Consider the following 12,751-nt stretch of genomic DNA (forward strand, 5'->3'; position numbering starts at 1 on the left):
AATCTATATAATGCTATGAGAATAGAAAGTATTGAAATTCAGAATTTTCGTCAGTTTCGAAATCTGTCATTCAAGTTTCCTCATTCCTATGGAGAGAATGACTTGCATATTATCTTTGCCAACAATGGTGTAGGTAAGACGAATGTACTCAATGCAATCACTTGGTGCCTTTACGACAAGGAAATGCATTTGGGAGATAAAAATACGGCACTTGCCATATTAAACAATCAAAAGGTTCATGAACTGCGTATGCATCTTCCAGAAGGTGGAAGTATGATTGGTGATGCAACCGTACGAATTCTTTTCTCATCAGATGATGCATCTGAGAAAATCCTATTCCAGAGGGTAGGTAAATTCAATGTAACAAAAGAAGCTGTTATTCTTGTAAATACATATTTTTCGATTATGCATCTAGTTGATGGAGAATGGAATTCAATAGATGCAGAAGAAGAAACATTGTCACTTGTGAAAAAGAATGTACCAGAGGAAATACATGAATACATATTCTTCGACGGAGAGCACCTTGAAAGTTATTTCAAAGCAGGGCAGTTTGAGAATATAAAGAACGGCATAGAAGAACTTACGCAGGCAAAAATAATTGAGAAGGCAGAAGCTGCTTTTAACAATTATTTGATTGGAGTATTAAATCCTCAGATAGCTAATTCTTCTGTTAAGGATATTTCTGCTGCACAGAAAGAGTTAGATAAAACACAGGAGGCCATTGATGCTACCGTAGATTCTATCAATACCCTAACAAGACAAATCCATAATTGTGATGATGAGATTGCAATACTTGATAATATAATTAGCGGACATATTCACGTTTCAGAGAAAACGGCAAGGTTAAAAGAAATTGATGACTTGATAGAGTCATTGAAAAGTGATATTGCAAAGAAGAAAGCAGAACTTATGATGTTTGCCCGTGAATATGTTCAATACTTTGCCCTATATCCTGCCATCAAAAATCTATATACATATATAAAGGAGCAAGACAAACACGGTAAGTTGCCACCTCGCATAGATAAGTTTCTGCTTAAGACGATTGAGGAACACAAACATTGCCTAATATGTGACCAAGATTTAAGTGCCCATTCGTATAGTTTTATTAAAGAATTGAGAAAAGAACTTGAAGTGTCCTCAGAGACATCTGCTTTGTTGAACAAATCGGTAGTGGTATTACGTCAGTATATTGATAAATTGTCACATTATCAGGAACGTCGTACCACTCTTATGGAGGAAGAAAAAGCACTTCGCAAGCAATATACCGAATATCTTGAAGAGGAGAAGCAACTGAATATCTATTTGATGAATATCCCCAATACTGAGGCTGTAACCAAGGCTATTGAGAATAAGAAAGAATATCGCCAGAAACGTGACGAGATAGTTGCCAAGAGAGGTGTTGAAGAGGAACATAAAAAGGCACTTGATAATCAGCTATATAATCAATCTAAATTGCTGAAGTCACTCATCGAAAAAAATCAGCAACTCGAAAAAATAAATAAACAAGCAGACTATTGTAAAAAATGTCGGAACATTTTAAAAGAAACGCGTCTTGACTTGTTAGAAGAAAGCCGTCGTGAAATGGAACAAGAGACATTCGACACATTCACCCGACTGTTATGGAAGAAAGACGCTTTCTCTAAAGTAGAAATTCTGGAGGATTACACTTTCCGTCTGCTTGACAAATATGGTTCACAGACACTTGGTTCTTGTAGTGCAGCCGAACGAGCTCTGCTGGCCCTATCGTTTACACTTGCCTTACAGAAGGTATCGATGCACGACTCCCTGTTATTTATCGACACACCTATTGGTCGTGTAGATCAGGATAACCGCTTGAATTTTGTCAATACACTCTGCGAAATAGCCAAGACTAAGCAAGTAATACTGACGTTCACCCCTGTAGAGTACGATGAAAAAGTGGCGGCAGCTTTGCAGAACCAATATGCCACGTTTAATAGATTAGCAATTGAAGATGGTATAACAGTAATTGAATAAGAATTATGGCAAGAGTAACATTAAACATAGCAAAAGTATATGATGACGGTTTTATTGAGAACATTGAGAAGACCAAGTACTTCCAGCTCCACAAGAACGTAACAACGCGCACAGACCTATATTGTTTTGCCATAGCACTCTCTGAGATGGAAAGTAAAGAGCCTACACTTATATCAACAGTTGGCGCAACGAAATCTATTGTTCGCACAGAGTTCCTGACCAACGTAGAACCGTTACTTTCGTGCTTGTACTACGAAAAAGAGCTGAAAGATAAGCCCGAAAATATTGACAATATTTGCAATCGCGACGAGGTATATAACCTTGCCGAAAAGTGTGCAAATACAGGTTTCGGCATTCTAAAAGAATATACTGAGCACATCGACGAAGAAGCCTTATTTTATAAGTTGATAAGCTATATGGACAGGAGATATGAGGAGATAAAGGATGAACTTAGTTCTATCGTATAACTTAAATGGAAGAATTTCGTAAATAGATGAGATTATCAAAGGAAAACTATGACGCAATTCTGTTTCCATTTACACAAAATATTGGATAGTGTTGCTGCCTATTCTATTTATATCGTTAAGGCTGTCTGATAAATGGAGACAATTGTTTTCCTTATGCCTTTATTTTCATAAGTCTCAGATAAAATAAGAAAAATTAGCCCTGACTCGGTACGATTCATTAAAATTCGCCTCTGAGTCGGGACTACTATAATCTAATAATATCTATTGGAAACAAGTACGTGCTGATTATACCTTATTCTGTATAAGAAGAGTGTAATTTGTTTTATTGTCCAATCACCCTTTCAAATTGCTCCTTCACCGCCCGATACATGGAATAATGCGCAAAAGATTCTTCCTTATATTTCAGACTACTAACGGAAGCAGCAACAGCCCACGTCAAAATTAAGGCTACAATAACTATAACATATCGAAGTTTAATATGATGTCCCCGTATAAACAGTCCATTTATATTGGGTGGAATAATGGTTATTGGATGTTTCAGTTCGTTGATTTTTGAAAGTATCTCATCCTGCCGTCTTAATATGTTCTCCGTATTAATCTCAATATTAAGGCGATTGAGATTGTAATCACAAATGTGGGCATATCACTAGTGGGCACTTTAAATTAAACATCGTTCTTTGAAATCTTTGATAATCGCATAGTTAAATATCTTTTTGGAGCGTGACGATTTGAATTGAAAAGTTGTTTTAGCTTTGTCCAAAAGCTAAAAACAATGAACCAAGGCAAATATATCTTCGCTCAACTTACAGATTTTCTTCCCCGTCGTGTCTTTGACCGTTTGGTAGAGAAGTATTCCGGGAATAAGAAAATCAGAACATTCACCTGTTGGAATCAGATGCTGTGCATGATTTTCGGACAACTGACCGCCCGAGATAGTATGCGTGAGCTTATGCTCAGCCTTGAGGCACACAAGAGCAAGTACTATCACTTGGGATTCGGTGCAACAGTTAGCCGTACCAATCTGGGGAAAGCAAACCGGAATAGAGATCATCGTATCTACGAAGAATTTGCTTATACCCTGATTGCGGAAGCCCGTAATAGCTACAACAAAAATGACTTCGAGGTGAAAGTTGACGGTAATGTTTATGCCTTTGATTCCTCCACCATAGACCTTTGTCTGAATGTTTTTTGGTGGGCGGAATTTAGGAAACACAAAGGAGGCATCAAACTTCATACCTTGTATGATGTAAAGACTTCCATACCGACAATCGTACTGGTAACCAATGCTAAAGTACATGACGTAAACATGCTGGATGAGTTGAGTTATGAAAAGAGAAGTTTCTATATCATGGATAAAGGATATGTTGACTTCACCCGTTTGCATAAGCTTCACACCTGTGGTGCTTACTTCGTTACACGTGCAAAGGATAATATGAGATTCCGTAGAATGTATTCCCGTGAAGTCGATAAAACAACCGGAATAAAATGTGACCAGATTGGAATACTTGAAACGTATAAATCGCTCAAAGCATATCCGGACAAACTTCGGCGGGTTAAATACTACGATGAAGAACTGGGCAGAGAATTTGTGTTCATCACCAACAACATGGAACTCTCAGCAGAGGAAGTAGCCTTGCTATACAAGAACCGTTGGCAGGTGGAACTATTTTTCAAATGGATAAAGCAACACCTGAAAGTAAAATCTTTTTGGGGAACCACGATGAATGCAGTCAAGACACAAGTCTACTGTGCCATCATAACATACTGTCTGGTTGCCATTGTCGCTTACAAATTGAAAGTTAACCGTCCAATCTACGAAATCCTACAAATTTTGAGTTTTTCTCTACTGGATAAAACGCCTGTAAGAGAGATGCTTACCAATTGCGATTACAAAAATGTCAAAGAACTAAATTATAAACAATTGAAAATCAGCTGGGACTAAGTGCCCAGCAGTGTGGGTATATATGTATTCAAGTAACCTTGATTTTTGCTTGAATATGTCAACAATTTTGGGGAACCATAGTGAAAATGGCAATGTATCAGGTTGTTGTTTCCAAACATGTTTCTTCACTACTGACAGTGCATCGTTCCAGCAAGTACAGAAGCTTTTGGCAACTCCATTATAAATGGTCTTTTCATCCAAATCCACCTTTATATGTTGCTCCGTTTGGTTTGGAGTTACATTCTGCCTATTAACGCATTCCTTTAATTCATTGATACTTTGACGCAAATTTGCGAGATTTGCAGCTACTACATCTTCTTTCATTATCTTCTACGTTTTGAGGTTTTATAAAAAGATTCGTTTCTTTGGTTATCCTTGTTCTTATCATCCCGCCATCCCTGTTCGTTACTGGTTCCTCCGCCTGCACTAGGAACAATTGCTTGATGGGGTTGCACTATAAGTTCTGTTGCCACATTACCCAATGTTGCACAAAGACGGTTAAAACTTAGATCTGAATCAAGTTTAGAACCGGCAATGCTAAATTCATCCATACAAAAGGATATACCACGAATATTATCAGAGTTTTCTGCACGATTAAAACGTACATCTATTCCCTTTTCTTTGAGCATACGGAAAAAGTCATGCCATGAGCGAGATGCTGCTAAAGCATCAAGAGTTGAGGAACGAAGATTATACTTACGTAATTGATGAGGACGCAAACGGCTTTTATTTCTGGCTTTGCTGTTTTTAGGAGCAAAGTAAAGTTTATACTCTTTGGTTAAAGCACGACAGACTTTTGCATTTCGTATCCTTTCGTTGCTATCAGAAATGAGATTACCGTCATTGTCTATCCGGTTGAATACGATATGGCAATGTGGATGTTCCGTATCATGATGCCTGGCTATGATATATTGGGTATTGCGAATCCCCATTTGTTCCATCCATTTCTTGGCAATCTCCACCATAAGCGCATTTCCTTTTTCGTCGTCGGGAAAATGGATGGTATCTTGCGGAGAGAAAGCAAGTGATACGTGTTTCACCGGACTTTTTACTTTCGGGCGCATAGAGGCTTGTATCTGAAAAGAATCTGCTATGGTTTTATTGTTGATAGCACAAACACCTTCATGTGCCAAAAGTGTGGCACTCTTTTTCTTGTTCTTTTGGTCATTGGCGTAATTTACTATTCCTCCAAAATCGGCTCTTGTTTTAATCTTCGCTATCATGACTGTTATTTTTTACTTGGGTGATAATTCTGCTGACTTCTGATATAATAGAAAAGCATTGTTGTTTCACTGCTTCCAAACCATAGACGTGCATCTGATGGGCGATCTGGTTGACATTATTGGCTATACCGGAAAGGTCACGGATTGCCGACGCCATTTCCGGACTGATGCGCTGACCGACTTCACAGCCCATTGCAGCCTGGTGGCAAAATTCATTAACAGACAATCCTGCCTGTTGGGCTTTGGATTGTATATAGATATAGTCGTTCTCGGTAAACATTACCCGGAAACATTTCGTGCGTTTCTGGTAACTCGCCAACCTTGGGCGACCACCAAGTTTCTTTTCCTTCATACTTATATAAACTTTGATGTACATAAATTGATTTTTTGAGAGTGGCAGTTCTATCCGATTGCCATATAGGTTTTAGTGACACTAAAACACAAACTTGCCACTCAAAAAATCTTCCTATATTTACCTTGTTCTATTCGGCTTAGTTTGCCATCTTTGATAAAGGCTTCTATCCATTTGTTTGCCGTACTTCCATTTTCATCTAAAGCTAAAACAGTTGCGTCATAATCTTTTTTGGTGAATGTTTCTGGCAACATATTATAAAGGGTATTCCTTCGTGCGTAAATGCCCGTTTCTTGTGAAAGGGATTGTAGACGTTTGGGCTGATTTCCTGACAAATTTCGATAGATGAACACTGCATGGCAAAGCAAGGTCTCGCAGATACTCATGGCTATGGAATAGTCATATTTATGGCAAATCAATTGTATAGTCTTGTCAAAGGAAGATGATTCGTGGGGCATATTCTCCAAATGTCGGACAGCAGTCAATACCATCATTATACGATAGGCAATCAGCCCCATCCGTCGGACTACACCCTGCATCTTGTTATCTACTTCGTCGCAACATTCCTCATTCACCTGACTTAGATATTCTATAAAGTGTTCCTGCAAATCAGAGGGAAGAGAAAAGGAATAATTACCTTGTCTGACAAATTCTTCATGCAGATGGCAGAATTTATCCCCCATCAGTTTGAACATGGCATTCTTGGATTGGGAAATATCATTTGTGGCAAACACGTTTCTTATACCTCTCTTGAAACGAATGATATAAAAACAGAAACGGCTCATCAGACCGTTTTCCGCATCAGGTATCAATTTCCTTACCTGTTCGGGAGTTCCAGCCAAAGCGACTGGCACTCTTGGATTGCTGACTTCGCAATATTCCCTGTCCTTGCGGCGGCTTAAACTGACTAACTCATGGTGAAATGCCTTTCGTAATACATCTGAATAATTACCATAGTCCGACTTCAAAGTCTGGCTTAATGTGTCACCTTCCGATTCAAATAGCAGTCCGATTCCGTCATTATCTCCCAATATCTTCAGGAAAGAACTTGCGCTACTGTTGGCAGGAATGACAAGCATTCGCATAGGCGGTTCAGTTGGCATGGTCATTCCACCATCTTTCTTGCCTTTGATGTAAGTGTTCATTGCTTCCTTGTACTCCTGCTCCAATCGTTTGGAAAGTTCATGCAAATTACGATTGATAGGTGCTACAAGTTCCCGGCACAAAGTCAACACACCTTTCCCCATACCGGCATCTGCTACTACAAACAGATAAAGGTTCGGATAAACGATGCGTTCATCGTACACTCCACAAATATTGTGAAAGCAGACAGATAAACACACAATCGCCCCAATCAATATTGTATCACGGTCATCCAGCGATATAGAATTGTTGACAACCTCATTTAGAAAAGAGGGAAGATGATCGAATACACACTCAGGAAATGCTGGAAGTTCTTCCTCTGACTTTATCCATTTACCCGTTTTTCCATTTTGGATATTTGGCAAAATGGATAAATGTTCTTTGTTGAATGGAGCCAGCGAAATTCCGGCTTGGTTCGCAAGATGGAAGAAAGAACGAATGGTAATACCTTGTCCTTTGGATTGCAGACAATGTGTATATTGTTTGTCGGTTTCTTCCCTTTGATAGTTAGGGTAAAACCTGCTAATGCGGTGATAATACTCTCGTCCATTTTCTCCCAATCCGTCCACAAGCGCAAAGCCCAATTCTACCCAATCTTTATAATTGGGTGTTATATCAATGGCACGCTGCTCTATTTCCCGGACAATATGTTCCACATCTTCTTCCACCTTATTATATAGTGGAGTGATACTTGGCATATCTGTTTGCTGTGTTTCAGAAGGGACATTCTCCCAATCTTGGGCGAAAAATATTTTCTTCGACATCATCTTTGTATTTAGGGTTAATATATGCTTGTGGATCATGTGGCAAAAAACATGAACGAGCAACGTCACTTCCGGACATATCTACCAACGGCAAGCCTGTTGCTTTGATACAGTTGGTAACAGCCTTAAAGTACCGGGAATGTTCCCAGCCTTTCAAGTCAACGGGTATTATCCATTTTAATCCATTACCGGATGGACTGACAAATAATAGCTCCGTATCGAAATACTCATGGTTGAGTAACTTTTGCTTTAGTTCCATAATATTTTCCACATGATCAAAATCCAGACACATCAATCCGGAGTGCATTATCAGTTCCCTCTCATTCCGCTTACGGAATAGTCCAGAAAAGGTACAATAGTCAAAATGGGTGGCTTTGTACCTTTTGGCTTCAGGAGAAGTAGCCATCAGACGTAAGGCTTCGGTTTGTGGTTGTGCATAATGCCCGGTGATATAGCGGTACACATCCACAATACCTACAGCTCTTATCGGTTCGATGTTCTGGATGGGTTTGCGAAAGAATGAAAAACAATAATCAGCCGTTCCCATCATCTGATAATCTTTTTGGATTCAACAAATCGTCTGGCTTCCTCCATCAATTCATCCTGTGTCTTATGCGATTTGTTCTTCAACCAGTCATCAATTTCTGATTGTAGAAAAGCCAGAGCCTTATTTATTTTATGTACGGGGATTTGTTTGGCTGAAACCCATCCATAAACCGTTTGCTTGGCAGGATGCGATGGTAGGTAAGCACAAAGCTCGTCTATATCCATCCACTTGGGTGAATTACTTGCCTGCTTATTCTGCAGGGCATTTACTTTAGATTGTAGAGCCTCTACGGACTCAATCAGGTAGGACAATGCATTTGGCATCTCCTCCAACGAATTTACTTTATAAGCCATATCTTTCGTATTTTGGAGTTAATGCCGCAAAAGTATATTTATGTTTATGGGTGCTAAATAGGTGCTTGAAAGTCACCAATTACCCACTCATTCACCACCGATAGATTTAATTTTCATTAACACAAAAGGATAATAAAAGAGGGAGCAAACTCTTTTTATAGTAAAATGCTCTCCATTGAGAGTGTCTATGATGCAAAATACCCCTCAAAAGCAGGTGCTTAATGAGGGGTAAATTATGATGTGTTTATGATTCTTTGTTATAAGTTATTGATGCTCAAGGGTGGAAGTTTCCACCATGACCTACAAAGTCAAATTTTCGATGTGTAATGTATTAGCTGCTTTTTCTTTCTGTTCGTTCACGCTGGGCATATAAATCTGGGGGGGCTAATGTTTGTATGCTACATTAAAGATTTAGCTATCCGGTAATTTTTTATAGTGAATCAAGCAGGTGGAAAAACGAAGTATTTTTCCTTCTACACAATTATAGGTTATGTTGTATATAAATCATTATAGACTATTTAATCTATAATCTTTGGTAAAAAAATTCATACCAGTAAAAAATACCCCTCAAAAATCCGGTGCTTAATGAGGGGCAAATAACGATAAACATGTAATTACCCTAAATTCCGCAGCATTTTAGTTTAACTTATTTTATAAGTACCTGAGCAACAAAAAGTTGCTCAGGATTTTGCCATGTCAGATTTTTCACCTATCTTAGTGTTGCAAATCAAAATATGTATCAAACCCGACAGACATGGCAAAGGTAGCAATAAAATCTGAGAAACTCTCTCCTTTTGGAGGAATTTTTTCAATAATGGAGCAATTTGACTCCAATCTCTCATCTGTAATCGACTCAACCCTCGGTATGAGATGTAGGCTGTATGGTTATCAATACAGCGAAATCATCCGTTCGCTTATGAGCGTTTATTTCTGTGGCGGCTCATGCATAGAGGATGTCACCACTCATCTGATGTATCACCTCTCGCTTCATCCGACACTTCGCACATGCAGTGCCGACACGATTCTCAGAGCCATAAAGGAACTGACCCAGGATAACATTTCCTACACATCCGACACTGGCAAGACCTACGACTTAAACACGGCAGACATGCTGAATACACTGCTCCTCAATTGCCTATTGTCCACAGGGCAGCTGAAAGATGGCGAGGGGTATGACGTTGACTTCGACCACCAGTTCATAGAGGCTGAGAAGTTTGATGCGAAACCCACATACAAGAAGTTTCTCGGATACCGTCCTGGCGTGGCGGTTATTGGCGACTTGATTGTCGGCATTGAGAACAGCGACGGCAACACAAATGTCCGTTTCCACCAGAAGGACACGCTGAAGAGGTTCTTTGAAAGGTTTGAAAAGAACAAGCTTATGATCAACCGTTTCAGAGCTGATTGCGGCTCGTGTTCTGAAGAGATAGTGGAAGAGATTGCTAAACACTGCAAGACCTTCTATATCCGTGCCAACCGATGCAGTTCGCTCTACAATGACATCTTTGCCCTCAGAGGTTGGAAGAAAGTGGAATTGGGCGGCATTGAGTTTGAGCTGGCCTCCATTCTCATCGAGAAATGGAAAGGGAAGGCATACCGTCTTGTGATTCAAAGACAGAAGCGGATAGACGGCGAACTCGACCTGTGGGAAGGAGAATACACCTACCGCTGCATCCTTACAAATGACTACGAGTCTTCCGAGAAAGAGATTGTCGAATTCTATAACCTCCGTGGAGGGAAGGAACGCATCTTCGATGACATGAATAACGGATTCGGCTGGAACAGGCTTCCAAAATCCTTCATGGGAGAAAACACGGTGTTTCTTCTGCTTACGGCACTCATACGCAACTTCTATAAATTCATCATGGCGAGGCTTGACGTGAAGAGGTTCGGACTCAAAGCAACAAGCCGCATCAAGGCGTTTGTCTTCAAGTTCATCTCTGTGCCAGCCAAATGGGTCAGGACATCAAGGCAGTATGTGCTGAATATCTATTCATGCAACAACGCTTATGCTGATGTGTTCCAGAATGACTTTGGATGACACCGACAACTTATGGTCGTGATTTTGCGTATTGCCTCAAGTCGCATGGTGGGGTAAGGGGATTTAATGCGTCTTTGTGGCGATTTTTGCTGCGTTGCACCCTCTTTTGCCACAGTGTCGCTACCTTTTTGACCTCTGTGTCATCTTATGAGGGCGGTTGCGGATTTGAGGATTACTTAACCTGAGTTGCTGAATTGTAATAGTCGGAATTTCTGCCTTGACTTATAAATTCAGGTTATCTATATGCAGCGTATTAGCCGCTTTTTCTTTCTTCTCGTTCACGATATGCGTATAAATCTGCGTGGTTCTGACATTTGTATGACCCATTAAATCTTTAATGGTATATATGTCAACACCATTTTCCAGCAATAGTGAAGCGAAGCTGTGTCCTCCGTGGTGGAACAGAACCCACAAAGCAGCCGTTGGTAAACAAGTAACGATAAAACGTAACCCGTTTGAAATGAGCGGTTTTTCATTATTCTGCCAAATGTCGGAAACGCAACGGAGTGCGGAATATTGCACCATTTCAGTTACCAAGCCGTTAGCTGTCAGTTACCGAAGCAAGGACAGGTAACGCACGGAAAATGAAATTGTTGTACGCCCGTGCCGATTGCGCTGATACGCACCGTTCTGCAAATCAATGGACGCTTACTCATAAGTTAATTTTGCAACAAAAACAGTAAGCGTATGAAAGTAGAAAAATTCAAGGTGCTGCTCTACCTGAAAAAGAGCGGAACGGACAAGTCGGGCAAAGCCCCGATAATGGGTCGTATCACAGTGAACCGTACGATGGCGCAGTTCGGATGCAAGCTGTCGTGCAGGCCGGATTTGTGGAACGCGCGAGAAAGCCGTCTGGACGGCAAGAGCCGCGAGGCGGTGGAAACCAACGCAAAACTGGACAAGCTGCTGCTTGCGGTCAATGCGGCGTTCGACACGCTGGTGGAGCGCGAGCGGGACTTTGACGCCACGGCGGTCAAGGACTTGTTTCAGGGAAGCATGGACACGCAGATGACGTTGCTGAGAATGACCGACCGTATCTGCGAGGACTTGAAGTCGCATATCGGCATCGACCGTGCCAAAGGAACCTATCCCGGCTATTACTACATGAGAAGGACATTGGGCGAGTTCATCGAGTGGCAGTTCAAGACGAAGGACATCGCTTTCGGGCAGCTTACTGAACAGTTCATCCACGATTACCAGAACTATGTGATGGACGTGAAAGGCTTGGCGGTGGACACGGTGCGCCATTACCTCGCCATCTTGAAAAAGGTATGCAGCATAGCCTACAAGGAGGGATATGCGGAAAGATGCCATTTTGCCAATTTCACTCTGCCTCAAAAGACAGAGCGGACACCGAGGGCGTTGAGCCGCGAGGACTTCGAGAAAATCCGTGATGTGGAGATACCCGCATGGCGCACCACACACATACTCGTCCGCGACCTTTTCCTGTTTGCCTGCTATACGGGAACCGCCTATGCGGATGTGGTGAGCGTCACCCGTGAGAACCTCTACACGGACGACGATGGGAGCCTCTGGCTGAAATATCGCCGCAAGAAGAACGAGCTTCGGGCAAGCGTGAAGTTGCTGCCCGAAGCACTCGCCCTAATAGAGAAATACCATGACGACAACCGCCCGACGCTGTTCCCGATAATATACCATCCAAACCTCCGCCGACACATGAAATCGCTCGCCGTTCTTGCAGGGGTGAGCAGTACCTTGTGCTATCATCAGGCACGTCACTCGTTCGCCTCGCTGATTACGCTGGAGGCCGGAGTGCCGATTGAAACCATCAGCCGGATGCTGGGCCATTCCGACATCCAGACCACGCAGGTCTATGCCCGTGTCACCCCGAAGAAGCTATTTGAGGACATGGACAAATACATCGAAGCGACCAAAGACTTGAAACTTGTTTTGTAACCAATTA

General features: G+C 41.3%; 10 protein-coding genes and 4 pseudogenes. 5 read left to right on the forward strand and 9 right to left on the reverse strand.

The features are described from left to right. Window positions 1–15: 15 nt before the first annotated feature. On the forward strand, window positions 16–1,995 hold the full coding sequence (locus BQ5591_RS16385) for an ATP-binding protein (RefSeq protein WP_071150126.1): 1,980 nt from the start codon (window positions 16–18) through the stop codon (window positions 1,993–1,995). A gap of 5 nt (window positions 1,996–2,000) precedes the next feature. Then, window positions 2,001–2,462: a hypothetical protein gene (locus BQ5591_RS16390; RefSeq protein WP_071150127.1), complete on the forward strand. Its 462-nt coding sequence runs from the start codon at window positions 2,001–2,003 to the stop codon at window positions 2,460–2,462. A 322-nt stretch (window positions 2,463–2,784) separates the two neighbouring features. Here the strand turns inward: BQ5591_RS16390 and BQ5591_RS21925 are convergent. Further along, a pseudogene (locus BQ5591_RS21925) lies at window positions 2,785–3,105 on the reverse strand (hypothetical protein); the annotation flags it as partial. A gap of 129 nt (window positions 3,106–3,234) precedes the next feature. Between BQ5591_RS21925 and BQ5591_RS16395 the strand changes: the two are divergent. Continuing rightward, window positions 3,235–4,404 (forward strand): IS4 family transposase, encoded by a 1,170-nt coding sequence (locus BQ5591_RS16395; protein WP_071150128.1) that lies wholly within the window; start codon window positions 3,235–3,237, stop codon window positions 4,402–4,404. On the opposite strand, the pseudogene BQ5591_RS16400 reads toward BQ5591_RS16395, so the two are convergent. The 7 genes and pseudogenes from BQ5591_RS16400 to BQ5591_RS22315 form a co-directional block, all read right to left on the reverse strand. Then, a pseudogene (locus tag BQ5591_RS16400) lies at window positions 4,405–4,728 on the reverse strand (hypothetical protein); the annotation flags it as partial. Then, window positions 4,728–5,627 carry a relaxase/mobilization nuclease domain-containing protein gene (locus BQ5591_RS16405; protein ID WP_071150129.1) on the reverse strand — a complete coding sequence of 300 codons (900 nt, stop codon included), beginning with the start codon at window positions 5,625–5,627 and terminating at the stop codon, window positions 4,728–4,730. The gene BQ5591_RS16405 and the pseudogene BQ5591_RS16400, both read right to left, overlap by 1 nt. Next, complete coding sequence (locus BQ5591_RS16410; protein ID WP_071150788.1) at window positions 5,611–5,979, reverse strand: MobC family plasmid mobilization relaxosome protein; 369 nt, start codon at window positions 5,977–5,979, stop codon at window positions 5,611–5,613. The genes BQ5591_RS16405 and BQ5591_RS16410 overlap by 17 nt, the downstream gene beginning before the upstream one ends. A gap of 101 nt (window positions 5,980–6,080) precedes the next feature. After that, a complete protein-coding gene (locus BQ5591_RS16415; RefSeq protein ID WP_071150130.1) occupies window positions 6,081–7,886 on the reverse strand; it encodes a DUF3987 domain-containing protein in 1,806 nt (601 codons plus the stop codon). Next, window positions 7,837–8,436, reverse strand: a complete 600-nt coding sequence (locus tag BQ5591_RS16420) for a BT4734/BF3469 family protein (RefSeq protein ID WP_071150131.1) — start codon at window positions 8,434–8,436, stop codon at window positions 7,837–7,839. The genes BQ5591_RS16415 and BQ5591_RS16420 overlap by 50 nt, the downstream gene beginning before the upstream one ends. Continuing rightward, the gene (mads1, locus tag BQ5591_RS16425) at window positions 8,433–8,786 is read right to left on the reverse strand and encodes a methylation-associated defense system helix-turn-helix domain-containing protein MAD1 (RefSeq protein WP_048927615.1); all 354 of its coding nucleotides are present in this window, start codon (window positions 8,784–8,786) and stop codon (window positions 8,433–8,435) included. The genes BQ5591_RS16420 and mads1 overlap by 4 nt, the downstream gene beginning before the upstream one ends. Window positions 8,787–9,086: 300 nt before the next feature. Beyond that, window positions 9,087–9,164 (reverse strand): annotated as a pseudogene (locus BQ5591_RS22315) (tyrosine-type recombinase/integrase); the annotation flags it as partial. A gap of 376 nt (window positions 9,165–9,540) precedes the next feature. On the opposite strand from BQ5591_RS22315, the gene BQ5591_RS16430 reads away from it, so the two are divergent. Next, on the forward strand, window positions 9,541–10,827 hold the full coding sequence (locus tag BQ5591_RS16430; RefSeq protein WP_071147970.1) for an IS1380 family transposase: 1,287 nt from the start codon (window positions 9,541–9,543) through the stop codon (window positions 10,825–10,827). A gap of 222 nt (window positions 10,828–11,049) precedes the next feature. On the opposite strand, the pseudogene BQ5591_RS21930 reads toward BQ5591_RS16430, so the two are convergent. Beyond that, a pseudogene (locus tag BQ5591_RS21930) lies at window positions 11,050–11,229 on the reverse strand (tyrosine-type recombinase/integrase); the annotation flags it as partial. 285 nt (window positions 11,230–11,514) lie between these two features. Here BQ5591_RS21930 and BQ5591_RS16440 point away from each other — a divergent pair. Further along, on the forward strand, window positions 11,515–12,744 hold the full coding sequence (locus BQ5591_RS16440; RefSeq protein ID WP_071150132.1) for a site-specific integrase: 1,230 nt from the start codon (window positions 11,515–11,517) through the stop codon (window positions 12,742–12,744). Window positions 12,745–12,751: the final 7 nt, after the last annotated feature.

Origin of the sequence: Bacteroides ndongoniae (genome assembly GCF_900108345.1) — a bacterium.
GTDB lineage: Bacteria > Bacteroidota > Bacteroidia > Bacteroidales > Bacteroidaceae > Bacteroides > Bacteroides ndongoniae.

Excerpts from the sequence above, each read along its gene's own strand:
- BQ5591_RS16385 (WP_071150126.1), top strand. The coding sequence starts at position 16 with ATGAGAATAGAAAGTATTGAAATTCAGAATTTTCGTCAGTTTCGAAAT.
- BQ5591_RS16390 (WP_071150127.1), top strand. The coding sequence starts at position 2,001 with ATGGCAAGAGTAACATTAAACATAGCAAAAGTATATGATGACGGTTTT.
- BQ5591_RS16395 (WP_071150128.1), top strand. The coding sequence starts at position 3,235 with ATGAACCAAGGCAAATATATCTTCGCTCAACTTACAGATTTTCTTCCC.
- BQ5591_RS16405 (WP_071150129.1), bottom strand. The coding sequence starts at position 5,627 with ATGATAGCGAAGATTAAAACAAGAGCCGATTTTGGAGGAATAGTAAAT.
- BQ5591_RS16410 (WP_071150788.1), bottom strand. The coding sequence starts at position 5,979 with ATGAAGGAAAAGAAACTTGGTGGTCGCCCAAGGTTGGCGAGTTACCAG.
- BQ5591_RS16415 (WP_071150130.1), bottom strand. The coding sequence starts at position 7,886 with ATGTCGAAGAAAATATTTTTCGCCCAAGATTGGGAGAATGTCCCTTCT.
- BQ5591_RS16420 (WP_071150131.1), bottom strand. The coding sequence starts at position 8,436 with ATGATGGGAACGGCTGATTATTGTTTTTCATTCTTTCGCAAACCCATC.
- mads1 (WP_048927615.1), bottom strand. The coding sequence starts at position 8,786 with ATGGCTTATAAAGTAAATTCGTTGGAGGAGATGCCAAATGCATTGTCC.
- BQ5591_RS16430 (WP_071147970.1), top strand. The coding sequence starts at position 9,541 with ATGGCAAAGGTAGCAATAAAATCTGAGAAACTCTCTCCTTTTGGAGGA.
- BQ5591_RS16440 (WP_071150132.1), top strand. The coding sequence starts at position 11,515 with ATGAAAGTAGAAAAATTCAAGGTGCTGCTCTACCTGAAAAAGAGCGGA.